Genomic DNA, 26,723 nt, shown 5'->3' on the forward strand with positions numbered 1-26,723 from the left:
TCAATTTTTGTATACGTTATAATAAATCGTCGCACATTCGGATATTTCCGGATGTGCGATTTGTTTTATGAATACCCCAAAGAAGGTGATAGTTTTACCAAAACAAATGATAGTTTTACCACCTACCCAAAACCCTGTCTACATGAGGGTTCTGGAGAAACAGATGATAGGCGCGCCTATCATTGTGATAGTTTTACCGATCGAATGATAGGATCACAAACCAGGTGATAGCTTTACCGCTTTGCGTGATAGGATTACCGATCGACAGAAACGCCAAAAACGAAGAATACTGATCAATACAGGGTTTTGAATGCATTATGATAGTTTTACCGATGCGGTGATAGTTTTACCAACCCTTAGCTAAAAAAGAAAAGCAACTGCCAGGATCAGGATTAACCGGACAGGCGAGAGGTGCGGGATATATTTAATAGAGAGATAATAGACATCTGCTTAATCTTGCCCATCCTGGCAATCCTGATAATCCTGATTTCGACAAAGGATCTTTTTCGCTTTTCCATCAGCCGACAAAAAAAATCAGGAAAAGCTGATACTCTATCCAATCCAACAAACCCGCTGAGAATCGCGTATTTTTATTTTTCCGGACAATGGTCGGAAATATCCCAAGCATGCGAGCCATATGAACGAAAAGAAAAAGAAAGACATAAAAGAGATAAACAGCCTGTAATCAGAAAGAAAAAAGAAGATACATATCATATATCCAGGAAAAACACTACTTTTGTAGGCTAAATAAAAAGGATATGGACAAAGTAAGTTACGCCTTGGGGCTAAGCATTGGAAACAATTTCCAATCTTCCGGAATTAATCAATTAAACACAGAAGATTTCCTCCAGGGATTAAAAGATGTATTAGAAGAAAAGACACCCGCCATCAGCTACGATGAAGCGAAGCAAGTCATCAACGAATATTTCACGAAACTGCAGGCGGAGAAGTTGGAGAACAACAGAAAAGCCGGCGAAGAGTTTTTGCAGATCAACAGCCACAAAGCAGGTGTAACCGTTCTGCCCAGCGGCTTGCAATATGAAATCATTAAAAAAGGCACAGGCGCTACGCCTACTGCCAGCGACAAGGTGAAATGCCATTACCATGGCACCTTAATAAACGGCGCGGTATTCGACAGCTCCATCGAGCGAGGACAACCGGCTGTCTTTGGTGTGTCGCAAGTGATCCCGGGATGGGTAGAGGCATTGCAACTCATGCCGGCCGGATCTAAATGGCGCTTGTTTATCCCCTCCGACCTGGCCTATGGCGAAAGAGGCGCCGGAGAAGCGATAGAGCCCAACAGCACACTTATTTTTGATGTGGAATTAATAGAGATTGTGAAATAATAGAATTATAAATGTATAGTAAAATGAGAAAAATTAATTTTTTACTGGTTTCAGTATTTGTTGTAGGCAGCATTGCTTTCACTTCTTGCCAGCCAAAAATCGGCAACGCGAAACTTTCTAACGGTGCCGACAGCGCTAGTTATGCGATTGGTATCCTCAATGGGGATGGATTCAGAAAAAGCCTTGAGGGACTGCCAGGTGAGGTAAACGTCGAAGCGCTTATCGCAGGTTTTGTAGAAACGTTGAGAGACGAGAATGCAAAAACTAAGATCTCCATGGAAGAAGCAAACACATTTGTTCAGTCTTACTTCGAACGCGTTGCTAACGAAGAAAAACTGAAAAACAAAGAAGAAGGCGAAAAATTCCTGGAAGAGAACAAAGCTAAATCAGGCGTTATCACAACAGAAAGCGGTCTGCAGTATCAGGTAATCACCGAAGGAACCGGTGAGCGCCCCACAAACACCAGCCGCGTAAAAGTACACTACACCGGTAACCTGCTCGACGGAACAACATTCGACAGCTCTATCGAACGTGGCGAACCGGCTACCTTCCCTGTAAACGGTGTGATCGCCGGATGGACAGAAGGATTGCAAATCATGCCTGTTGGATCAAAATATAAATTCTGGATTCCGTCGGAACTGGCTTATGGCGAAGGCGGAAACTATTCTATTCCGGGCAACAGCGTATTGATCTTCGAAGTAGAATTACTGGAAATTGTAGAATAAGCCCTAAGTGGCATTTTGGCCATACAAAAACGAGTGCAAGTATGCTTTTTAGCATATTGCACTCGTTTTTTGCTTCAAAATATCACTTTTTACTTTCATATTGCTACCTATTTCAAAAATAATACATACTTTTGATACATTAAAACAAGAATATAACAACTAAACCAGAAAAAGGATGGAAAAAATTGACAAACTGGATAGGCAGATACTGCAGATCATATCCAGGAATGCTCGTATCCCGTTCAAGGAGGTAGCAGACGAGTGTAATGTATCCCGAGCAGCTATTCACCAACGGGTACAGCGCATGACAGATACGAACGTAATAACCGGATCAGGCTATCAAATCAATCCCAAAAATTTAGGCTATAACACCTGCACCTATATCGGTGTTGTGTTGGAGCGCGGTTCCATGTACAAAGACGTTGTTCCTGAGTTTGAAAAAATTCCGGAAGTGGTAGAATGCCATTTCACCACCGGTCCCTACACAATGCTCATCAAGCTATATGCAACCGACAACGAGCACCTGATGGAGCTTCTAAACACGAAAATCCAGGAGATCCCGGGCGTTACAGCCACGGAGACACTGATCTCCCTCCGTCAAAGTGTTAAGCGCGAGATTCCCATCTGCAGAGATGATATAGAAGAGGAATAGGCTTTTCTTCACCACAAACCGTAGCTGTTTGCAACTCGTTGCCGTTTAGCCGGTTTGCAAACAATAGATACATCCCGGAATCGTATGTCGATGATTTACCTCATTGGCATAACCGATTCCGGGATTTATATTGTTCTTTTTCTACTGAAAACTGATTTCGTATAAAACTCCCGGCAAAATAATGTATATTTGCAGCCTGAAACCGTTGTTTTAAGAAACTGAACTATATGGATGATATAAAAAAGACGCCCGACTACCTGTTTGAAAGCAGTTGGGAAGTCTGTAACAAAGTGGGGGGAATTTATACTGTACTATCAACAAAAGCGCATACACTGCAGGAAATTTTTCAAGATAAGGTGATCTTTATAGGGCCTGATCTGTGGGGAGAAAAAAAGAATGCGGATTTTATTGAAGACACGAATTTATTCCCTGACTGGCAACTACACGCGAAAGAAATCAATCATTTACAAATCAAAGTGGGTCGATGGAATGTTCCCGGCAAACCGCCTGTTGTATTGGTTGACTTCAAATCGTTCGCCTGCGATCGCGACGAGCTGTTTTATCATATGTGGAGCAACTACCAGGTCGACTCCATGCATGCGTATGGCGACTACGACGAATCCTGCATCTTCGCTTATGCCGTAGGCAAGGTGATCGAAAGCTTTTATCATTTCTATCAACTGAAAACAAAAGAGGTCGTTGCCCTCTTCAACGAGTGGATGCTGGGTATGGGCGCCTTATATATCAAGAACCGCATACCCGAGATCGCTACCATATTCACAACACATGCTACCTCCATCGGGCGCTCGATTGCCGGCAACGACAAAGCGCTTTATGCCTATCTGGACCATTACAATGGCGATCAGATGGCACGCGAACTGAATATGGAAGCAAAACACTCCCTTGAAAAACAAGCGGCTCATCAGGTGGATTGCTTCACCACGGTCAGCGATATCACCGCCCGTGAGTGCTCGCAATTATTAGACAAAACACCCGATATCGTCACCCCGAACGGCTTTGAACGAAATTTTGTTCCCGTAGGAAAAAACTATACAACGAAACGCAAAGAGGCGCGACAAGCCCTGATCAACGTAGCAGAAAAGCTATTGGGATGCGAAATCAGCCCCAATGCGCTCTTGATATCCACCAGCGGACGTTATGAGTACCGCAACAAAGGGATCGATGTGTTTATCGAAGCGATGAACCGCGTCCGCACGTCGGGACAGATCCAGACAGAGGTGGTCGCTTTTATTACCGTGCCGGCCTGGGTACGCGAAGCGAGAGCCGACCTGAAGGAGGTTGTCGACAAAGACATCGCTGTCGAAGGCTGTCTGCAATTCCCGTTTATCACCCATTGGCTGCATCAGATGGAACACGATAAGGTATTGAATTATGTTCAACATGCCGGTTTCACCAACAACTGTCACGAGAAGTTGAAAATAGTGTTTGTCCCTTGTTATTTAGACGGGCAAGACGGGATTTTCAACAAACCCTACTACGACCTATTGATTGGCATGGACGCAACAGTCTACCCCTCTTACTACGAACCCTGGGGATATACCCCGCTGGAGAGCATCGCTTTCGGCATACCGACCATTACAACCAACCTGGCGGGCTTCGGCATGTGGGCAAAGAAAAACGTAACGGGAACAGATATCGACGAAGGCGTGGTGGTGATTGAAAGGACAGACTTCAACTATTTCGAAGTGGCCGAAACCATTGCCCGGCAGGTTATCGCACTCGCTCATAAGTCGACAACAGAAAGAGAAACGATCAAAAAACGTTGCCTGACACTGGCCAGTGAGGCGGAATGGAGCCGATTCATTGCCTACTACGAACAAGCCTTTGCCATAGCCAAAGAAGCTAAAAATCAAAGAATTTGAGGACCAGGTATTCCTGTTTTTCAGATTGTCGCTATCTTTGCACCGGCAAAAAAATAAATAATAAAGACTTACATAAATAAATAATCATTTAGAAACTCATTTAAATATCAATATAATGAAGATCAAAGCTAACAACGTAAACGAACCCGTTTGGAAAGAAGTCTATGCACACGCAAAACTACCAAAACAATTAGAGCCACTGCAAGAGATCGCAGAGAACTTATGGTGGGTGTGGAATCACGAAGGAGCCAAACTTTTTAAGCGTATTGACGAAAAACTTTGGAAATCGACAGAAGGCAATCCAGTTCTTTTGTTGCAACAACTTACATATAATCGGATTGAAGAGCTGGTAAAAGACACTGAATTTATTGCAGAAATGAAAAGCGTCTATGCCAAATTCAAAGCATACATTGATAAGAAACCCGACACCAATAAACCGTCCGTTGCCTATTTCAGCATGGAATACGGTTTAACCAACATCCTGAAGATCTATTCAGGCGGTTTGGGCGTATTGGCCGGCGACTACCTGAAGGAGGCCAGCGATAGCAATATCGACCTCTGCGCCGTTGGATTCCTCTATCGTTATGGCTATTTCACTCAATCACTCTCGATGGATGGCCAACAAATTGCTAATTACGAAGCACAAAACTTCAACGCATTGCCACTGACACAGGTAACCACCTCAAATGGTGAACCTATGGTCTTGGAGGTGCCCTACCCCGGACGCACGGTTTACGCGCATATATGGAAAGTAAGCGTGGGACGTATCCCTCTTTACCTGATGGATACCGATATGCCAGAAAACAGTGAATGGGACCGTTCTATCACCCACCAACTCTATGGTGGCGACTGGGAAAACCGCATGAAACAGGAGTATATGCTGGGGATTGGCGGTATCATGATGCTTAACAAACTGGGCATCAAGAAGCAGGTCTACCATTGTAACGAAGGACATGCCGCATTGATCAATGCTCAGCGCCTTGTCGACTATATCCAGAACGACGGACTCACCTTCAACCAGGCATTGGAAGTGGTGCGTGCCTCTTCTCTTTACACCGTACATACGCCGGTTCCTGCCGGACACGACTACTTCGACGAAGGACTGTTCGGCCGCTACATGGGCGAATTCCCGCAGAAACTGGGCATCAGCTGGCAGGATTTCATCGATATGGGACGTGAGAACCCGGGTACCAACGAGAAATTCTCTATGAGTGTATTCGCCCTGAACACCTGCCAGGAGGCAAACGGTGTAAGCTGGTTGCACGGAAAGGTATCCCAAAAGATGTTTGCTCCGGTATGGAAAGGCTATTTCCCGGATGAGCTTCACGTAAGCTGGGTGACCAATGGCGTGCATATGCCTACCTGGGCTGCTACAGAAATGAAACAGTTCTATACCGAAAAGTTCAAAGAGGGCTTCTTTGAAAACCAATCGGACAAGAAATATTGGGAACAGATCTATAATGTACCCGACGCGGAGCTGTTCAATCTGCGCGAAACATTGAAAAAGAAGCTGATCGACTATATCCGCGAACAATACAGAGGCAACTGGTTGAAGAGCCAGGGCGATCCTTCTAAGGTGGTATCTATCCTTGAAAAGATCAATACAAACGCCCTGTTGATTGGTTTCGGACGTCGTTTTGCTACCTACAAACGCGCGCATTTGTTGTTCACCGACTTAGACCGCTTGGCTAAGATCGTCAACAATGAGAAATACCCTGTTCAGTTCATCTTTACCGGGAAAGCTCACCCCGCCGATGGTGGTGGCCAGGGATTGATCAAACATATTGTAGAGATCTCGCGCCGTCCTGAGTTCTTAGGCAAGATCATCTTCCTCGAAAACTACGATATGCGTCTGGCTCGTCGCCTGATCTCAGGTGTCGACGTATGGCTCAACACCCCTACCCGTCCGCTGGAAGCTTCCGGTACCTCCGGAGAAAAGGCCGAGATGAACGGTGTATTAAACTTCTCCGTACTCGACGGATGGTGGTATGAAGGATATAAAGAGGGAGCCGGTTGGGCATTGACCGACAAGCGTACCTATGAAAACCAGCAATACCAGGATCAACTGGATGCGGCTACGATCTATCATACATTGGAAACAGAGATCATCCCTGCTTTCTTCAACCGCAACGACAAGGGTTATTCTGAGCAATGGGCTGGCTATGTGAAGAATTCCATCGCGCAGATCGCTCCGGATTACACCATGAAGCGTATGCTCGACGACTATATCGAACGCTTCTACAATAAACTGGCTACCCGTTCAGCCCGCTTGAAAGAGCAGCACTTCGCCAAGGCAAAAGAGATTGCCGCCTGGAAAGAAGAGGTTGCCACCAACTGGGACAGCTTCGAAGTGGTATCTATGTCATGCGAACCCGATATTTTCAATGGCAACGGCCCTGTTGTCGGCGACGATTATACGTTTAAGGTAGTGATCGACCGCCACAAGCTGCAAGGCATGTTAGGCGTAGATATGGTGGTTACACGCGACAATTTCGAGACAAAGCAACAAGAGCTGCACGAACTGCATAAGTTCACGCTGAAAAAAGAGGAGGGATCAAAACTCTATTTCGAGTTGGTAGCCAACCCCGATCTGTCAGGCAATCTGAGAATAGCCTTCCGCGTATATCCAGACAACAAAGAACTGCCTCACCGCATGGACTTTGCCTATGTACGTTGGATCTAAGCAAAACAACCGCTAACGGTATATCGAAAAGGGGAATGAACGTCGGTTCATTCCCCTTTTTTCTATGGTCACAATTTGTGACCTTAAAACCATTTTATCCTATTTTAGAAGCTATAGCCTACACCCAGTGACAGCGTAAAAGCGCTTACTTCATAGTGCCCGCTGAAGGTATTATTGGGATCGAGCTTATTAGGCATCGGATAGGAGCCGTCGCGTCCGAAACCGGTCACATAGGCCAAGCCCAGATCGATCGAAAGCGATTGCAACGGACGGAAGCTCATCCCTGCCGTCACCCCTAACTTATCCATACTGGGTGTTTCCGGATTCAGGTAATCATCTTTTACCGGCGACTCATCGTAGTAAGCACCCAAACGAAGATCGAAACGATCGGTAGCCGCATACTGCCCGCCCAGGCGATAAATCCGGGTATTCTGGTAATCCTTCTTCGCATTGATATTATAGCCCTTGATTGCTCCCTGTGTGAATTCCACATTCAATTCGTCATAAGCTTCCCAGCCTACAAACTGCACTTCGCCCGACAGCAACAAACGCGCATTGGGTTTGTAGGTAACACCCACATTCAGATTGGAGGGTAAAGGCAAAGCAGCCTCAAACGTTCCCTGATCCAGGGCAGGAATACCAGCCCCCAGAATCGGTTTCAACTCCGTTTCATTGGCATATTGCACTTGCGCCGTTCCTTCGCCTACCGCCATATCTACTTTCGAGCGATAAGAAACACCGACCGTCCATTGATCCGTAATATCAAACATCGCACCCAGGTTGTATCCTACCTTCACACCCGCGTTGCCACCTAACGTAACAGCTACCGGCGTAATATCTTTGTATTTATCGGCCAGCGGCTGCAATGCCGGATTTTGCATGGCCAGAAGTCCCAGATCACCCGACGTAACCAACGCGCGACTCAATTCGAAATCACCAAACATAATCATCGCACCGGCACCAATGCTCAGGCGATCGGTGATCTTCCACGAAAGGGTCGGCTGGATAGAGTAGGACTTCAGGGCAATATCCTGGATCAGGCCGGCTCCCTGCCAGTTCTTGCCCCAGTTCATCGCGCTTCCGTAAGGAGTGGTCAGGCTAACACCGGCCGACAGGAAGTCATAGATCTTAAAGGCACCATAGAAATAGAGCGGCGTGCTCGGATCATTATCCGCCTCATGCGTATAACTTCCTTGAGTGTATTTCGCACTGGAAAAGACACCGGATACCCCGGCCGAGAGGTCAAGGGTCTTATCCAGGAAACCTAATCCGGCAGGGTTGAAATGCATGCTCTCAGCTCCTAACTTCATAGCGGCTCCCACATGACCCATACCCGATTGTTTCGCGCTAAGCGAATTCACCTGATATCCTTCTGCTGCGGCATACGTAAACGGTAATACACACAGACTTACTAACAGCATAATCTTCTTCATACATCCATTATTAGTTCATTAAATTCTCGTCTACATCACGGTAATATTGGTCTATATCACCACATAAACGGCTGCAAAGGTATATACTTTTGATAGAAACTGCACACTCTACCTATATTTGTGCCAAAAATTAAATAAATTAAACATTTACCAATACAAACAGAACCGGCAAGCAACCATGAAATTGTCACGCCCTTTTGGCAGGGCAAAAAAAATTCTCACCCACGTGAGAAAAAATTCTCATGCGGGTGAGAATAAAAATATAAGCGTTAATTTATCATAATTATTAGTACCTTGCGATACAAGGTATCATACAATAACGATATATTTGTTTCGTAAAAAATCGGATTCCGTGTAACAAATAGGCCTGTCAGGCGTCTAATGGGAAAGAGACCTCGCTTATTTATCGCATAAGAAGAAAAACAAATTGCTACAACAACAAACAACTATATGATCATTCAACTGAAAGACATCAACAAAACGTACTTTAACGGAGCCCCTTTGCATGTATTGAAAGGCATCGACCTGGAAATAGAAAAGGGAGAGATGGTTTCGATCATGGGAGCCTCCGGTTCAGGAAAATCAACCCTGCTCAATATCTTAGGCATATTAGACACCTATGATACGGGCGACTACTACCTGAACAATCAGTTGATTCGCAACCTGTCGGAAACGCGTGCGGCGGAATTGCGCAACCAGATGATCGGCTTCATCTTTCAATCGTTCAACCTGATATCATTCAAAAACGCGATGGAGAATGTAGCCCTGCCGCTTTATTATCAGGGAATGAACCGCCGCAAACGCAATCAGATCGCTTTGGAATACCTGGATATGGTGGGACTGAAAGACTGGGCCGATCACATGCCCAATGAGATGTCGGGCGGACAGAAGCAGCGGGTAGCCATCGCGCGCGCCCTGATTGCCAAGCCTCAGGTGATCCTCGCCGATGAGCCTACCGGAGCCCTGGACTCGGTGACGACGGTCGAAGTCATGGAACTCTTGAAACAGGTAAATCAGGAGGGGATGACAATGATTATTGTGACGCACGAGCAATCGGTGGCAGATGTCACAAAGAAAATCGTCCGCCTCAAAGACGGTCTTATTGAATCCATAGAAGAGGGGGCCGGTCATGTTCGATTTTGATAACTTCCGCGAGATATGGAGCACGATGAAGAAGAACAAACTACGTACCTTCCTCACCGGATTCTCGGTAGCCTGGGGTATCTTCATGCTGATCGTACTCTTAGGAGCCGGCAACGGGATGCGCAACGGGATTGTCTACAACTTCGATAATTTCTCCACAAACATGTTGAATCTCTGGCCCCGGCGAACCTCTATGCCTTACAAAGGGATGCAGAACAACCGGCGGATCGAATTCACCAACAAAGACTATGAAACCCTGGAGAAGCTCAATCCGGAGATCGAATTGAAGTCAGGCATCGTTTATCATAGCGATACCCTGAGCTACGGAGAGGAATACAATACCTACCAACTGCGGGGTGTCCACCCGGATATGGCCCAGATCAATAAGATCAAGATGCCGGTCGGAAGCGGCCGCTTTATCAACGACATTGACATTCGGGAAAACCGCAAGGTCATTGTGATCAGCCCGCGCATGAAAACCGTGCTTTTCCGTTCGGAAGAGGCACTCGGCAAATATATCAAAGCCGGACAAATGGCCTATCAGGTGATCGGAATATATGAAGCGGAAGACAACAACAACGACGCGCCGGCCTATATCCCTTTCAGTACGGCACAAACGCTCTACAAGAAAGGTTACGGAATGGATGAGATCTATCTTACGGTCAATGGCATCCAGACCCAGGCGGAGAACGACGCGTTCGAGCAGAAGCTGCGCGAACAATTTGCCCGCCGCCACCTGTTCGATCCGGCCGATACACGTGCGTTGGGCATATGGAATATGATTGAGGACTTTATGATGTTGAACGGGATGCTGAACGGGATCACCCTCTTTATCTGGATCATCGGGATAGGCACCTTGACCGCCGGGGTGGTCGGGGTGAGCAATATCATGCTTATCACCGTGCGCGAACGTACCAAAGAGTTCGGCATACGCAAAGCCCTGGGAGCAACACCGCTCTCTATCCTGAAACTGGTGATTGTCGAATCGGTATTGATTACGGCAGTGTTCGGCTATATCGGCATGGTATTGGGCATCGGCGTAACAGAGATTATCAATATGATTACGGAAGCGATGCAGGCGGGACAGACCGTATCGCGCGACGATATGACCATCTTCCGCAATCCGACAGTTAATATGAGTATTGCCCTTTTATCCACCGTTTTACTGATGGTCGCCGGTGTGCTTGCCGGCTATTTCCCGGCCCGCAAAGCGGTGAAGATTACGGCAATCGAGGCGATGAGACACGAGTAAATAATTAAAAAATTGATAATTGATAATTGATAATTGATATTCGTCAGTTGTCAATCACGAACCATCCATTATCAATTATCAACTATCAATTATCAATTAGAAAAAAATGTTTGATTTAGACCGCTGGCAAGAGATATGGGTAACCATTACACGGAATAAGGCACGGAGCTTTCTGACGGGGTTCGGGGTGTTCTGGGGAATCCTTATGCTGGTTATATTATTGGGTTCGGGCAATGGTTTCAAGAAGGGAATCTTTAAGAATGTAGAGGGATTCTCGACCAACTCCGCTTTCTTTTTTGCCGAACGCACGGGTGAACCCTACAAAGGATACCGGAAAGGACGCTACTGGCAGATGCGCAACCGGGATATTGAGACTATTCGCAACCGCGTCAAAGGGGTGAAATATCTCTCACCGATGGTGATGTCATGGGGTGGGCAGAACAATGTCGTGAAGGGACAAAAGGCCGGGACATACAATGTGCGCGGTGTCTATTCCGATTATTTTCAGATCGAAACACAACATATCCTGGCCGGACGCCTGCTCAACAACATCGATATGCTTGAACGCCGCAAGGTTTGCCTGATCGGCGATATCGTGCGCGAAGTGCTTTTTGATGAAAAGGAAGACCCGATCGGGCAATACATACGGGTGAACGGCATTTATTACCAGGTCGTAGGGGTGATCAAACCCAAAGCACGCGTCTCGATCGGCGGACGCACGTCGGAAAGTATTATGGTTCCCTATACCACCTTGCAACAGACAGCCAACCTGGGCGATAAGTTCTGGTTCCTCTGCGCCACGGCGGAAGATGGACATTCGGCCGATGAGATGGTGGAGGATATAAAATTTGTCTTGAAATCGCAGAATGAGATCGCACCGACCGACGAACAGGCGATTGCCAGCTTCACGATCGCCAAGCAGTTTGAGACCTTTGATATGCTCTTTCTGGGCATCAATATCCTGGTCTGGCTGGTCGGCATGGGTACCCTGTTGGCCGGGGTGATCGGGGTGAGTAATATTATGATGGTCACCGTGCGCGAACGAACAAACGAGATCGGTGTGCGGCGCGCCTTGGGGGCTAAACCCTTCAATATCATCTCGCAGATCATGAGCGAAAGCCTGCTCTTGACCACCATCGCGGGACTGGCCGGGTTATGCCTGGGTGTCTTCCTATTGGATATGGTCGGACGGCTGATGCCAAGCGGCGATACATCAGGCGACACCTTCTTCGATGTACCGGAAATACATATCGGAACGGCAGTCGTGGCAACGGTGGTCTTGTTGATCAGCGGTTTGTTTGCCGGATTGATACCCGCCTGGCGGGCGATGCAGATCAAGGCAATTGATGCGATAAGGGAAGAGTAACAACAAATTAAATACAAAAAATAGATGAAAAAGATTGGTAAAATTATTCTCTTTGTTCTGATAGGAGCAGCGGTGATAGGAACTTTCTATTTCCTTTGGCAGAAGTCACGTCCGGTGATCACCGAGTATGAGTTGGTATCGCCCGTGGAAGGCTCGGTAGAGACAAAGACAGTGGCTACCGGAAAGGTCGAACCGCGTGATGAGGTGCTTATCAAACCGCAGATGTCAGGCATTATCTCCGAACTCCTGAAAGAGGCCGGGCAGATGATAAAGGAGGGCGAGATCATTGCCCGCATCAAGGTGATTCCGGAAATGGTACAACTCAACAGCGCCGAGTCGCGGGTGCGCGTGGCGGAGATCAACCAGCAACAGGTCACCTCTACCTTTAACCGCGACAAGGAGCTCTTCAACCAGGGGGTGATTGCCCGGGAAGACTATGAATTGTCGGAAGCGAACTATAAGAAAGCCAAAGAAGAGGTAGAGAACGCGCAAGACGCGTTGGAGATTATCCGCGAAGGGATCTCCCGCCGCTCAACGGCAAGCAGTACGACACAGGTACGTTCAACCATCACAGGTATGCTATTGGATATCCCGGTGAAGGTAGGAAATTCGGTGATTCAATCGAACACCTTCAACGACGGAACGACGATTGCTTCTGTTGCTGACATGAATAATATGATCTTCCGGGGGAAAGTCGACGAAACGGAGGTCGGCCGCATCCATGAAGGGATGCCGTTGAAATTGACGGTTGGAGCGATGGAAAGCCGCCAGTTCGATGCGACCCTCGAATATGTTTCTCCCAAAGGGGTAGAGGAAAACGGCGCGGTGATGTTCGAGATCAAAGCGGCGGTCAATATTCCTGAAGATGCCTTTATCCGTGCAGGCTATAGCGCGAATGCGGAGATTGTTCTGAAGCAGGTCGACAATGTATTAACGATACCCGAAAGCACGGTTGAATTTAGTGGCGACTCGGCCTTCGTGCAATTGGTGAAACAGGAAAAACCGGAACAGTTGTTCGAGAGACATGCCGTGAAAGTAGGCCTTTCCGACGGCATCAAGATAGAGGTAGTGGAAGGATTAAGCCAGAACGACAAGATCCGTGGCGCGGTGATCACGAAGTAAAGAAAGGAGGAGATGATGCAACGATTCATAGTATTATTCCTCGCTGGGCTGATCACGGTATCGCTCCAGGCGCAGGACACCCAGAAGTTATGGACATTAGAAGAATGTATCCGGTATGCGGTTGAAAACAATATCGACCTGAAACAGCGGGAACAGACGGAAGAGGCACGTGAGATCGAACTCAATACCAGCAAAAACAGCTGGCTGCCCGACCTGAATGCCGGTATGGGGCAGAACTTCGACTTCGGGCGTTCCCCGTCGAAAACCGGTGTAATTGTCGATCGCAACTCGGCAAACAGCTCAGCTTACCTGCAATTAAATATGCCGCTTTTCACTGGCTTGCGCATTTCGAACGATATAGCATCCAAACGGTTGGAATTATTGGCTGCCACGGAGAACCTGAACAAAGCCAGGGAAGACCTGGCGATCAATGTAGCCTCGTTCTACCTACAGGTGCTTTTCAATAAAGAGATATTGAAAATCGCCCGCATGCAGGTGGAACTGAGCACAGAACAGGTGAAACGGACAACCGCCCTGGTGGAAGCCGGGAAGGTGCCCGAATCACAGCTTTTCGATATGAAAGCACAGGTAGCCCGCGACGAGGTGTCGCTGACCGAAGCGCAGAACAACCTCAACCTGGCGTTGATCGACCTGGCACAAAGCCTCGAACTGGAAAGAAGCGGCGGCGATTTCGACATTGTCAATCCGGTGATTGAAGATGCAATCGGACAATATATGAGCAGCATACGTCACCCGGATCAGATCTTCGACGAAGCGGTGGCCTTCAAGCCGCAGATCAGAGAGCAGAGCTACCTCTTAGAGAGTCAGCGCAAATTGCTCAAGGTGGCTCAGGCGGGTTATTACCCCAAACTGAACCTGAATGCCAGCTACAGCAACGGCTACTACCGCTACTCCGGAGGTGATGGCACGACAGTGAATACCGCCTTTAGCGAGCAATTGAAGCAAAACGAACGGAAAACGATAGGGCTAAGCCTGAGCATTCCGATTTTCAATCGCTTCCAGACGCGCAACAGCGTACGTTCCGCCCGGTTAAACATCCAAAACCGTGAGTTGATGATGGAGAACACGAAGAAGGTATTGTATAAAGAGATCCAGCAAGCCTACTATAATGCCGTAGCCGCCCAGGAATCCTATCTCTCTTCCGGCAAGTCGGTGGATGCCAGCAAAGAGGCTTTCCACTATGCGGAAGAACGCTACAATGCCGGGAAAAGCACTGTTTTTGAATACAGCGAAGCGAAAACCAAATACGCGCAAAGCCTTTCCGAACAGACCCAGGCAAAGTATAATTATATTTTCCGCACCAAGATTCTCGACTTTTACAGCGGGATACCGATCAAACTATAGTGAAACAGCTGATGGGCAGGCGACGTTTATATAGCGCCTGCCCATTTTGCTGAATAAGGGATTGCTTTTATTGGTTTGGAGGGATCACTTCCAGCATATAGATGGCATCCAACGCCCAGGTTGCCGCGTTATTGGTACTCATAAAGCGATTCTCATCTTGTGGGTACAATGTTTCCGGAGGAAGGATTTTCCGGGACTCAAACCGGGGCAGCCGCCCATTCTCTATATCGGGAATGAGCTCTTTCCAGGCACGTTCTTTCAACTTCTTATCCGACCTGATATAGGCCGCGTAAGCCGTGAGTCGCGGAATGTAAAACACGGAGCCTCTAAGCTCTTTGGATTTAGGAGAATAGTATTCGGCATGATCCAACCATACCTTGTTCCAGGCTGGATGATCGATCATCTGCATCATTTCATTGTTGATCTCAAAACCACCCATAATGGTTTTCAGGTGACCGACATTCTGCAGATCCGGATCGCCTTCGTAGGAGATGATGCCGGTGGCCGGATCATAGCCCAAGACATTAGGGCCGGTGAAAATACCGTTGTTCAATTGCGTGATACTGTTCATACCGGCAACGATCTTATCGCGATAGGCGGTATTTTGCGTACGCTCCCACTCGGTCATCCAGTTGCCGGCGTATGCCAACCAGTCGGGACCAATGCGTAGGCGTGCCGGAGCGGTCGATGGATATTGCTCACGCGGTTGTGCCAAACGCATCGGGTCTAAGGCGTAAAGCAGCTGATCGGAGTCGGTTACCTCGCTCATCAAGTCGCCGGTTCGTTCGTCGGTGGTGAGGTAATAATAGAAACGGTTCCAGGCAGCCTGACTGATACGTGCCTCTTTGGCGCCACATCCCCAATGGCTTACATTGTGGCGGGAGCCTAACCCGGCATACTCACCCAAATGATACACATCGACTTCCCCGGTATGGCGTGACATCGCTTCGGCCATGCGCCATATATCTTCTCGTCCACTACGAAGAAAAGAGTACCATAGCCACATATTAGACGCCAGTTCGGTATTGTCCCAAGCAAATCCACCGATGTCATATCGCCAACTATGTCGCTCAGCATCGTATGCATGCATCAAATCGCCATAATTCCATAGGCCATACCACTTGTGCTGTTCGATGGCGTGCTGATAATACTCGATCGTTTCATCGAGTCTGTCTTCTATCTGTGTACGAAACGGAGTAGTCCGATCAGGCAGGCTCCATACACCGAATGCCTGTTGACGGTGCAGATAGGAAGGGGTGCACATCAGTTGTTGTGGAGAGGTCAACTCTTGCGCCAATAGGGAGAGGGCCTTTTTCCCCTGAAAGCCCGATTGAGCGGCAAGGGTAATAACAGAGGTACGGGCAATGCCGTATGGTGTACTTAACCCCTCTTGCACATCTTCATAACTGGCGTTCAAATCATGTGCTACATGGTCGTAATGGCGCAAATCCATCGCTTCTCCTTCAGGGCTCCATAGCCACACCGTCAGTGTGGCATGGGAGGTACGCGCGCCGGTGATTTCTATACTCGAGGGGTAGGACTGCCAGAAATCCTGTAAGCAGACAGCCAATCCACCACTCACATCTCCCGCAAAAGCCAGCCCTTGCGAACGATCACCCGAAAAGGTACCGATCCATGGACGGTCGTCGGCTACGCGTTTGCGTATATTAAAGGCATCAGGGCTCAACTGAGAAAGACGATAGCCATCCCAGGAGGCCCAGTGATGGATCAATGTCTGATTAGCTATGTCAAAGGTGTCATAGTCGGGAATGCGTTCGCCATTGATCTGTTGTTGATAGAGTGTACGATCGCCGTTCAACGTCAAGACACGTCGTCCGGTGAGTGGCTGAACCGGTTCACTCCACACCCCTTCTTCGCTACCGGCAAAGAGTATATGGCGGTTGTAGAGTGCTTCACGCATAGGGATATTGAAAGACAACCCTAACGAATGAATAAAGTCACTATCCTGATCACCATCATACACAAAGGAATGTACCAACCGGACGCGTTCGCTGCCGGCATAAAAATAGAGCCGAAGGGTAAAGGGAAGCCATTCGCGTTGGCCGTCGGAATGCACACCTTCTATCTTAACGGTGGTGCGTATGTCACCGGCACGCTCGATACGCATTTGTTTGATACGACTCTCATAGCGGGTGTGGGTGGTGATGTTGCCCGTTGTTGTTTCTGTTTGGCAAATCAGCTTGGCTTCACCTCCCACTTTGGTTTGATGGTGTACAAGGCTATCTAACACATGCGCACCTTGTCGGGTGAAATAAGCGGATAATACTCCCGTATGAATGACAATCTGTTTGTCCGACTCTTCGATTCTTATCTTGTCATGATCATCTTTGCTCCTCTCCTTTGTGTCGATCTGAAGAAAGAGTGAGTCCGCAGAGGGTGGAATGACGGCTGCAAAGCCTCCCCACTTCACCGAGCCATCAGGCCAGTAGGCCAAGGGCCAGTTATCGGCAGGGATCTCTATTCCGTTGGCTGTGGTGATATTGAATTGCCTACCCGCCTGTATTTTTCCCTTCGGGAATGGAACGCCAAAGGAGACCGGGCTATTGCTTTGCGGTGTTTGCCCAATCCATTGAAGAGGTATCTGATTATCGTCAGGGGTATGGTTTATGTATCGGAAATTGGTCATACGCGCTCGGGCTAACGTGGTTCGGAAACCAAACCAACCGGAACGGTGGGGTTGCGGGTCGCGAAAGTCAACCAATCGTTTCCCATTGATAGAATAGGTCGTTTTGTTGCCGCTCGTTGATATCTGGATACGATACCATTGGTTGGGCTGTAGCAAATGCTCTTGGTCGGTATATTCTTCTATGATTACAGGTCGTTTGTTTTCCTTCTCCACCGCTTCGTAATTACCATCATAACGCCTAAAACGCGTCGTCGTGTTATGGTTTCCTCCATATCCCAAATAGTACATCTGTAAAGAATAATAATGGTTGAAAATGCCTTGCCTCCAGGCTGCGCGTTTCCATAGATCATCCGGAGAAAGCGGATCGGAAGCCATCCAGAAACAGTTTAAGTCACTCAAACGGTCTCCAGGCATTCCTTCGTCCATAATGCAGGCATCATATTCTATGGTGATATCTCCACTCATCTTCTCTTTCCTCCATAGCGTTAGGCCTTGAGGCGCGAGTATCTCTACCGTGTCATTCAGAAAGCGCAGGTTATAATCGGGCGATTCGGATTCTATCTGCCAATATTGATCAAATTCCTGGGCGTTCAGCCCGGAGGGGATGATCGTTTGCGCACCTGCATGGGTAGAAAAAAGTACAATCAAAAGAGTGAGAGAGAGTCTACATAATCTATTCATAACGGAGTATTTATAAGTAAAAGCAGTTTCCCAAAAAATGCGATCAAACTGTCGTGAAACGGCTGATGGTGTTCGTTTCGATCGTCTGCGTCGCTTGTCGGCAATAGGGTAGGGAGGAGGCGCTGATAACCGGTGCTTTCACGCCTTCGCCCAGGCAAAACGGAGCAGTTTCGACGCGTATTTCGTCCCATAATCCGGCTTCGAGGAAAGAGGTCAACAATTGGCTTCCGCCCTCTACCAACAGACTATGCAGGCGACGTTCATACAATGCCTGCAAAAGCTGTGGCAGCACAGGCAAATCGTAGTCAAGAACGATATATTCGGTATTTCGTGTGGCGGCCGCCGTACGAGCTGTAAAGACAAGGGTCGGCACCGAATCATCGAGTAGATGATAGTGGGAAGGGATATTCAAATGACGATCGATCACCACACGCACCGGAGGACGTCCGGTCCAGTGACGCAGCGTGAGCGAAGGGTTATCCAACAGCGCGGTACGCGTCCCAACCAGAATAGCATCGACCTCCGCACGCAGCTGATGCACCAGCCGCCGTGTGGATGGCAGGGAGAATGTAGTAGCCGGCACGCTATAGTCTTCCCGGTTCCGATCCAGAAAACCATCGGCGCTCTCGGCCCATTTCAAGTATATATAGGGGCGTTTCTTTTCCTGAAAAGTGATAAAAGTATGGTTGAGCGCGCGGGATTCGTTCTCCAAAATGCCTGTTTTCACCTCAACGCCGGCCTTCAATAACATACGGACTCCCCTACCCGACACCTCCGGATAAGGATCCAGGCAACCGATCACCACACGGGGTATGCGCTTTTGAATAATCAATTCGGCACAAGGCGGGGTTTTCCCATAATGCGAGCAGGGCTCCAGGTTAACATACAAGGTGGAGTCCTGCAACAATGACTGGTCGCGCACCGAACGGATGGCATTGACCTCCGCATGCGCCTCTCCTACCCGACGATGGTATCCCTCTCCAATAATACGATCCTGATGAACAACAACCGCCCCCACCATCGGATTGGGCGAAGTGAATCCTTTTCCCTTTTGTGCCAGCTCCAGGCAACGCCTCATGTAGAGAGAGTGATTATCTTCCATGTGATTTCTTTACGAAGGAGATTTGTTATTTGACAACCATGATCTTAGTCACCACGCTTTCGCTCCGGTTTGGCTCGGAGGCGATCACCAGATAGATGCCTGTAGAGACGCGTTCGCCGTTGCGTTTGCGGCAGTCCCAGGTAAATTCTCCACCCAGCGACTTGCCCTGCACCAACAGGTTACCGTTTATATCGGTTATCTTCACGTTCGATTCGGCCATAAGTCCGGTAATCGTTACCCGATCCTCATATTCGGGGCGTACCGGATTCGGGTAGGCATAGACGTTGGAATAGTTTTCTCGTCCTTCGGTCGCACCACCCATATAAGAGACAATGCCTTTATCGGTTCCGATAAAGCCTTCGCCCGTGACCGGATTGATCGCAATCGACTCCACCCGGTTCGAAGGCAGCGGTGAGCTCTCAGCCGTGAAATGTTCTACGGTCTCTTTTCCGTCTTCCGACAGAATGAATAATCCATGCCCGTCAGTGCCGATCCATTTGCGGTTTCCTCCGTCGATAACGATGGTCAGTACAGTCACTCCGTCCATATAGAGAGCCGGCATGCCATCGTCGCCTGTGCGTATAAGACGGTTGGCATACAGATTTTCCGGATTGCTCAAGGCGATCTCAGGCAGCGGGATCACGATCGGTCCCAGGTTCGTACCGATCCAGATCTCTCCGTTCTGGTCTTCGGCGATACAATAGTAAGCATTGGCACTAATGACGCCATCATCTGTGTTGCGGGTCTTAAACGTAGGAAAGAAATGATCTGTCTCAGCTACCTCATCAAAGACATACACGCCGACACCCGTTTTCGCCCTTTCCAGGTTCACCCATTTGTGATTATTGGAGCGAACCAATATCTCATCGACGGCGTATCTCTCCGATCCGCTCAGGTCGTTGCCGGAATCGGCATACGAATCCCAAGTCCCGTCCGGCTTTAGTTTATGAATCGGATGCGCCACTTCGCTGTTTGTCATCCAAAGATTATTGTCTTGATCGAACACCAGGCCTTGCACACGAATATAATGGCGGCTTTTGGGATCGACTGATTCCAGGGCACTATTGTCTTTGTCATGCAATTTCACCAACTCCCTGTCCTGAAATTCATACAGCCCTTCGCCCCAGGAAGAGGCAAAAATATGTTCTTTGTCCTGCGGATCGACGGCAACGGAAAGGATATCTTTAAAATCGACGCCCGTCTGCTCCTTGATCTTTTTCCTGTCGAAGGTAAACCAGGCATCTTCCGCAAAATCTTCCTCTGTATCATAGATTGTCAAGGTGCCGTGTGTATTATCCCGGTCAATGCCTCTACCTCCGGCAGCGATATACAAACGTCCTCTGTCGAAGATCATCGAAGCCGCCCGGTTGATCCGCGGTCCTTCGATATAGATGCCGGAAAGGAATTGTTCGAAGTCATTGGCCGTGTCTTTCTGGCGAATACCTTTCAGCATCTCTGTCCCGGCTGCGATCCAATACGTGTTCTCTTTGATGGACGAGATGCCATAGATCGTACCGGTATTAACGGTCTGCGTATTGGTCAGTGAAGAAGAGATATAGGCACGACTGGAAGAATAGGCCAACAGTTTATCGTTCTGGAGCGTCATCCCCTGAATATCTGTGGCATTCAGCAGGGTAGAGACGGTTCCGTCGGCTTTCAGGTAATAGATACCCGCCCCTTTCATCAGAAAGCAGAGCGCATCCTGAAACAAGACAATCTTACGCACGTTTTGTGCATTCCCCTTCGGAAAGCTCACATCGAACGACTCCCATTTAGAGGGGTCGAGCAGGTTCTCATTCATCGAGGCCTGCTTTAATCCGTTAGCCGTAGCCGCGTATATCTTATTATCCCGGATACAGGTAGCATAGACCTGATAGGGCAATTTATAGGTATTGCTGATTTCCCCTTTTCCCATATGGAGCATCATCACCCCGAAAGCCGCCGAGATATAGGCATAGTCGCCCTGGAAATTGATATCAAAGATCTCCTTGTCGGCAATAGAGGTATTGATCATCAAGTGAGGAATATTGGTAAAACCCTTTTCGTCGTATATATCCATATTCCCATTCTGGTAGATCAATAATAGCTTTTTCAGTTCCGGATGATAGGCCATGTGGCGGATATCGATATCGCTCAATTCACTTTTCATCTTCGCATAGGTACGGATACTCTCATCCTCTTTCCCATAGCTATAGAGTGAACCGTCCGCCACGGCAAACACCCGGTTATGTGCTTCGGCCACGATCGTCGTGTTATCGTAAGCCATATACGACTTCCAGGTTCCTATACCCTGCGCCAGGCCGTAGGAATGAACGGATAAGACAAACAGAAAAATAAATAGTATTCGTTTCATATCAGGCGGATAAAGTAGATAAAAAGTCAGCCAGTTTCCGAACAGCCAGCGCCCGGTGGCTTATGGTGTTCTTGGTCTCATTGCCCATTTCGGCAAAGGTCTGATCATAGCCCGAAGGGATAAAGATCGGATCATAGCCAAAGCCGGCGTCTCCTCTTTTCTCATCGATAATAGTCCCATTGATGATCCCTTCAAAACAATACTCTTTGCCATCCAGGAGCAAGGCAATCACCGTACGGAAACGAGCCTGCCGGTTTTCTTTTCCCGCCAGTTCCCGGATCAGCTTTTCCATATTCGCCCGGGCATCGTGCTCGGGACCTGCATAGCGAGCGGAATAGACGCCGGGGGCATTTCCCAAAGCCTCCACTTCCAAGCCTGTATCGTCGGCAAAGCAATCCAGTCCGTAGTGTTCTTTTATATAGTGAGCCTTCTGAAGGGCATTCCCCTCCAGGGTGTCGGCTGTTTCGGGTATATCATCCTGGCAATGGATATCCGCCAGGCTGACCAGTTCGACCGTAGGGGGTAAGATCGCTCTCACCTCTTCCAGCTTATGTTTATTATTGGTTGCAAATACAAGCTTCATATCGTTTTTATCTATTAAAAAAGCATTTTCATACGCTATTTATAACGCAGGAAAATGCTTTTAATTGTATGAATAAGAAGTTAAGAAGTCAAAGAAGTTAAGAAGTTAAAGTAGCCAACTTCTTAACTTCTTTGACTTCTTTGACTTCTTTGACTTCTATTCTTACGTCTTAATCTGATCAAACCCTTCGCCATAGACTCCCCGGACAATGCTCTGGGAGATAAAGGCCTGTGGGTCTATCTCTTTGACAAGGCGGAACACCGTGAGCGATTCCGACTTTTTGGCCAATAACACAATTACCTTGATCGGGCGTTGCGAGTAGCCTCCTTCTCCGTTAAGCAGCGTACATCCCCGCTCCATATCCTGCAGGATACGCTCTACAATCTCGTCATACTTCTGCGAGAATATAAGGAACTGCACCGACTGGCGATTGGAGTTGATGATCCGATCCAATACATAATTGTTTACCCCCATTTCCACAAAGCTGAAAACAATCTTTTCAATATCGTGGAAAATGAAATAAGAGGAACCGATAATCACGAAGTCAAAGAGAAGCAAGCCGGTACCCATCGATACATTTTTGTATTTATTAATGATAGCCGCCAGGATATCCGTACCCCCGGTGCTTCCGTTGGCGGAGAATATCAACCCCAGTCCGGTACCGCAAATGCCCCCTCCGATAAGGATAGACATAAACACCTGATCTTTAATGATAGGCACTCCGCCCAATAGTATCTCGAAAAGCGAGAGACTCAGGGAAAGAGCAAATACACCAAAGATGGTTTTTAAGAGAAATTTGAGACCTAATATCTTGAAGGCAATAGCCAGCAGGATAATATTGATCGCAAAATAGGAGACGGATACCGGTATATTCGTCGCGAAATAGATCAGCGTGGCAACACCGGTAAGTCCTCCTGTTACAATTCCATTGGCCAGGATAAATCCATTAAAGCCAAATCCATAAAGCAGACATCCTATCAGGATGATCACATAGTCTTGGGCGTGGTGGTAGATCCGATGGATCCCTTTTTTTGGTCTCATTTAGTTAGATGACGATGTTTACAATTTTTCCAGGTACGACAATTACCTTTTTAGGCACCTTGCCGTCCATCCACTTAGCGGAATTATCATGGCTAAGCGCTGCCTTTTCAACATCTTCTTTCTTCATATCAGCCGGTAACTCCAGATTAAAACGGGCTTTCCCGTTGAATGAGATGGCGTATGTTACGCTGTTTTCCTTCAGATACTCTTCGTTGTACGCGGGCCATTCGGCATCGCAAATGGTTGTTTCGTGTCCTAAGACATGCCACAACTCTTCCGTGATATGCGGTGCAAAAGGAGCCAACACCACCAACAGCGGTTCGAGGATCGCTTTCTTATTGCATTTCAGGCTGGTCAACTCATTCACACAAATCATAAAGGCACTAATGGATGTGTTGAATGAGAAATGTTCGATATCCCATGCTACCTTCTTGATCAGCTTGTGCAATGCTTTCAGTTCATCAGCCGTAGCAGCCTCGTCGGTCACCAATAAGTTTCCTTCCCGGCTATAGAACAGTCCCCAGGTCTTTTTCAGGAAACGGTGAACACCATCGATACCATTCGTATCCCAAGGCTTGGATTGCTCCAACGGTCCTAAGAACATTTCATACAAACGCAAGGTGTCTGCACCGAACTTATCGACAATCATATCCGGATTCACCACGTTGAACATCGACTTAGACATCTTTTCAATCGCCCATCCACAGATATATTTATCTTCTTCCAGGATAAACTCGGCAGTCTTGTACTCCGGATTCCAGTTACGGAACGCTTCGAGATCCAATATATCATTGCTGACAATATTCACATCAACGTGCAACGGAGTCGTTTCATACTGATCTTTCAGGTTCAGCGATACAAATTTATTGGTTCCATTGATGCGATACACAAAATTGGAACGTCCCTGGATCATACCCTGATTGATCAGTTTCTGGAAAGGTTCTTCGTTCTTGATAATACCCAGGTCGAACAGGAATTTATTCCAGAAGCGGCTATAAATAAGATGGCCTGTCGCATGCTCGGTACCACCCAGATACAGGTCGACATTCTGCCAATAAGCATTCACATCCTTATCAACCAACGCCTTGTCGTTGTGCGGATCTTCATAGCGAATATAATAGGCCGACGATCCGGCAAAGCCCGGCATGGTATTCAATTCCAATGGGAAAATGGTTTTATGATCAATCCGGGCGGTATCCACCACCTCTTCGTTCAGGATATCCCATGCCCAAACCGTTGCATTCCCCAAAGGAGGATCACCGGCCGCTGTAGGCAGGAAACGACTCACTTCCGGCAACTTCAATGGCAACTTATCCAATGGAAGCATCTGTGGCAAACCATCGGCATCGTAATAAACCGGGAACGGTTCGCCCCAATAGCGCTGGCGGCTAAAGATGGCATCGCGCAAACGGAAGTTTACCTTCACCTTACCCAGTCCCTTTTCTTCCACATATTGTTTGGTCTTGGCTATCGCCTCCTGTACCTCCAGGCCATTCAACACCAAACCACCTTCCAGCCCTTTCCCAGGTTGGGGCGAATTGGTCATAATGCCCTCTTTGGCATCAAAACTTTCTTCAGAGATATCACAGCCTTCGATCAATGGAATGATCGGCAGATTGAAATGTTTGGCAAACGCATAGTCGCGGCTGTCGTGTCCCGGCACCGCCATAATGGCGCCCGTTCCGTAGCCGGCCAATACATAGTCGCTGATCCAAACAGGAATATCCTCGCCCGTCAACGGATTGACCGCGTATGATCCGGAGAAAACACCGGTCACCTTCTTTTCAGCGATACGTTCCCGTTCGGTTTTCTTTTTAGTGGCCGCCTTATAGGCCTCAACGGCCTCTTTTTGCTCCGCGGTTGTCAACACATCTACCAATTCACTCTCCGGAGCCAATACCATAAAGGTAACACCAAAGATCGTATCGGCACGGGTGGTGAATACGGTAAAACACCTCTCCCCCGTCCCCTCTCCACAAGAGAGGGGTGTGTTCGGTATACTTTTTTGATCTAAATAGTCTTTTATTTGATTCGCAACGGATTGGGGATTGGCTAGTACTTCGTTGTTTGTGAAACGGATTACTTGGAAGCCTTGATCATTTAGAATCCGAGTACGCAGCTCATCTTTTTCCTTTTGCTCGGAGGTTTGATGTATGCCGCCATCCACTTCAATAATGACAGATTTCTCTAAATTAATAAAGTCTGCAATATATCCATTTACAATATGCTGTCTACGAATTTTATAACCTATTTGCCCTGCCCTCAATGCTTGCCAAAGCGCATCTTCTGCTTCCGTCTGATTAGCCCTGTATTCTTTTGCAATATCAATCAACAAATTCCAATTCCGCGAATCGGTAGTCTCCTTAAAAGACCCTTTAGGGTCTCTTTCTCCCCTCTCTTGTGGAGAGGGGTTGGGGGAGAGGTGAAATACAATCTCCGCCCCTTCGCTTCGTCCGATCCAGTTGCGTTGGGTTTCTTTCAAGGAATCGGTCCAGTCGATGGTGTCCAATCCATCCAACAAACGTTGTGCATAAGCCGACACACGCAAACACCATTGGCGCATTACCTTCTGCTCCACCGGATAGCCACCTCGTTCGGACACCCCGTTGACCACTTCATCATTGGCCAAAACGGTACCCAAGTCGGCACACCAGTTCACCATCGTATCGCCCAGGTAAGCAATCCGGAAATCCAATAATACCTCCTGTTTTTCCTTTTCGCTCATGGCTTTCCACTCGTCGGCGGTGAAGGAATACTTACCTCCGTTGGCCACGTTCAAACCGTCGGTTCCTACCTGTTCGAAAGCGCTGACCAATTCTTCAATCGGACGGGCCTGCTGTTCATCATAGCAATAATAGCTATTGAACATCTTGATAAAAGCCCATTGCGTCCAGTGATAATAATCCGGTTCGGAGGTACGCACCTCACGACTCCAGTCGAAACTAAAACCGATCTTATCCATCTGCTCACGATAGCGCGCGATGTTCTTTTCGGTCGTAATAGCCGGATGTTGCCCGGTTTGTATAGCATATTGTTCCGCCGGCAACCCATAGGCATCGTAACCCATCGGATGCAACACATTGAAACCTTGCAGTCGTTTATATCTGGAATAAATATCAGAAGCAATGTATCCGAGCGGATGGCCTACATGTAGCCCTGCTCCTGATGGGTAAGGAAACATATCCAACACGTAGTATTTGGGTTTACTCGCATCTTCTTTCACTTTGTAAACCGCATGGGCATTCCACCAGGCCTGCCATTTCTTCTCAATTTCTCTGAAATTGTACTCCATTTTACTATTTATTCTATATAAGACAATTAGAGGACACCTCACTCCGCATCCTCT

At 47.9% G+C, this 26,723-nt stretch carries 17 protein-coding genes; 10 read left to right on the forward strand and 7 right to left on the reverse strand.

The window, feature by feature from the left end; genetic code table 11:
- Positions 1–758 precede the first annotated feature (758 nt).
- From M2134_RS10270 to glgP, 5 genes are all read left to right on the forward strand, one after another.
- On the forward strand, positions 759–1,346 hold the full coding sequence (locus M2134_RS10270; protein ID WP_280750614.1) for an FKBP-type peptidyl-prolyl cis-trans isomerase: 588 nt from the start codon (positions 759–761) through the stop codon (positions 1,344–1,346).
- Positions 1,347–1,369: 23 nt separating this feature from the next.
- Positions 1,370–2,071: an FKBP-type peptidyl-prolyl cis-trans isomerase gene (locus M2134_RS10275; RefSeq protein WP_280750615.1), complete on the forward strand. Its 702-nt coding sequence runs from the start codon at positions 1,370–1,372 to the stop codon at positions 2,069–2,071.
- 175 nt (positions 2,072–2,246) lie between these two features.
- Complete coding sequence (locus M2134_RS10280; RefSeq protein WP_280750616.1) at positions 2,247–2,723, forward strand: Lrp/AsnC ligand binding domain-containing protein; 477 nt, start codon at positions 2,247–2,249, stop codon at positions 2,721–2,723.
- 227 nt (positions 2,724–2,950) lie between these two features.
- The gene (locus M2134_RS10285; RefSeq protein ID WP_280750617.1) at positions 2,951–4,606 is read left to right on the forward strand and encodes a glycosyltransferase; all 1,656 of its coding nucleotides are present in this window, start codon (positions 2,951–2,953) and stop codon (positions 4,604–4,606) included.
- A gap of 115 nt (positions 4,607–4,721) precedes the next feature.
- Positions 4,722–7,289 carry an alpha-glucan family phosphorylase gene (gene glgP, locus M2134_RS10290; protein ID WP_280750618.1) on the forward strand — a complete coding sequence of 856 codons (2,568 nt, stop codon included), beginning with the start codon at positions 4,722–4,724 and terminating at the stop codon, positions 7,287–7,289.
- 104 nt (positions 7,290–7,393) lie between these two features.
- Here glgP and M2134_RS10295 read toward each other — a convergent pair whose 3' ends face one another.
- Complete coding sequence (locus M2134_RS10295) at positions 7,394–8,722, reverse strand: outer membrane protein transport protein (protein ID WP_280750619.1); 1,329 nt, start codon at positions 8,720–8,722, stop codon at positions 7,394–7,396.
- A gap of 450 nt (positions 8,723–9,172) precedes the next feature.
- Here M2134_RS10295 and M2134_RS10300 point away from each other — a divergent pair, with 450 nt between their 5' ends.
- The 5 genes from M2134_RS10300 to M2134_RS10320 all read left to right on the forward strand — a co-directional run bounded on the left by M2134_RS10300 (position 9,173) and on the right by M2134_RS10320 (position 14,970).
- The gene (locus M2134_RS10300) at positions 9,173–9,865 is read left to right on the forward strand and encodes an ABC transporter ATP-binding protein (RefSeq protein WP_280750620.1); all 693 of its coding nucleotides are present in this window, start codon (positions 9,173–9,175) and stop codon (positions 9,863–9,865) included.
- Positions 9,852–11,117 (forward strand): ABC transporter permease, encoded by a 1,266-nt coding sequence (locus tag M2134_RS10305; protein ID WP_280750621.1) that lies wholly within the window; start codon positions 9,852–9,854, stop codon positions 11,115–11,117. The genes M2134_RS10300 and M2134_RS10305 overlap by 14 nt, the downstream gene beginning before the upstream one ends.
- A 106-nt stretch (positions 11,118–11,223) precedes the next feature.
- Positions 11,224–12,483 carry an ABC transporter permease gene (locus tag M2134_RS10310; protein WP_280750622.1) on the forward strand — a complete coding sequence of 420 codons (1,260 nt, stop codon included), beginning with the start codon at positions 11,224–11,226 and terminating at the stop codon, positions 12,481–12,483.
- Positions 12,484–12,507: 24 nt separating this feature from the next.
- Positions 12,508–13,605 (forward strand): efflux RND transporter periplasmic adaptor subunit, encoded by a 1,098-nt coding sequence (locus M2134_RS10315; protein ID WP_280750623.1) that lies wholly within the window; start codon positions 12,508–12,510, stop codon positions 13,603–13,605.
- A 12-nt stretch (positions 13,606–13,617) separates the two neighbouring features.
- Entirely contained in the window at positions 13,618–14,970 is a 1,353-nt protein-coding gene (locus M2134_RS10320; protein ID WP_280750624.1) for a TolC family protein, read from the forward strand.
- 67 nt (positions 14,971–15,037) lie between these two features.
- Here the strand turns inward: M2134_RS10320 and M2134_RS10325 are convergent, their stop codons facing one another.
- The 6 genes from M2134_RS10325 to leuS all read right to left on the reverse strand — a co-directional run bounded on the left by M2134_RS10325 (position 15,038) and on the right by leuS (position 26,669).
- Positions 15,038–18,298 (reverse strand): DUF6250 domain-containing protein, encoded by a 3,261-nt coding sequence (locus M2134_RS10325; RefSeq protein ID WP_280758174.1) that lies wholly within the window; start codon positions 18,296–18,298, stop codon positions 15,038–15,040.
- 43 nt (positions 18,299–18,341) lie between these two features.
- The gene (gene ribD / locus M2134_RS10330; RefSeq protein ID WP_280758175.1) at positions 18,342–19,400 is read right to left on the reverse strand and encodes a bifunctional diaminohydroxyphosphoribosylaminopyrimidine deaminase/5-amino-6-(5-phosphoribosylamino)uracil reductase RibD; all 1,059 of its coding nucleotides are present in this window, start codon (positions 19,398–19,400) and stop codon (positions 18,342–18,344) included.
- Positions 19,401–19,425: 25 nt separating this feature from the next.
- Entirely contained in the window at positions 19,426–21,753 is a 2,328-nt protein-coding gene (locus M2134_RS10335; protein ID WP_280758176.1) for a two-component regulator propeller domain-containing protein, read from the reverse strand.
- A 1-nt stretch (position 21,754) separates the two neighbouring features.
- The gene (locus tag M2134_RS10340) at positions 21,755–22,336 is read right to left on the reverse strand and encodes a non-canonical purine NTP diphosphatase (protein ID WP_280750628.1); all 582 of its coding nucleotides are present in this window, start codon (positions 22,334–22,336) and stop codon (positions 21,755–21,757) included.
- Between the two features lie 162 nt (positions 22,337–22,498).
- Complete coding sequence (locus M2134_RS10345) at positions 22,499–23,377, reverse strand: YitT family protein (protein ID WP_280750629.1); 879 nt, start codon at positions 23,375–23,377, stop codon at positions 22,499–22,501.
- A 4-nt stretch (positions 23,378–23,381) separates the two neighbouring features.
- Positions 23,382–26,669, reverse strand: coding sequence for a leucine--tRNA ligase (gene leuS, locus M2134_RS10350; RefSeq protein ID WP_280750630.1), 3,288 nt, complete (start codon positions 26,667–26,669; stop codon positions 23,382–23,384).
- Positions 26,670–26,723: the final 54 nt, after the last annotated feature.

The organism is Parabacteroides sp. PM6-13 (assembly GCF_029892605.1).
In the GTDB taxonomy this organism is placed as follows: Bacteria; Bacteroidota; Bacteroidia; order Bacteroidales; family Tannerellaceae; genus QVMG01.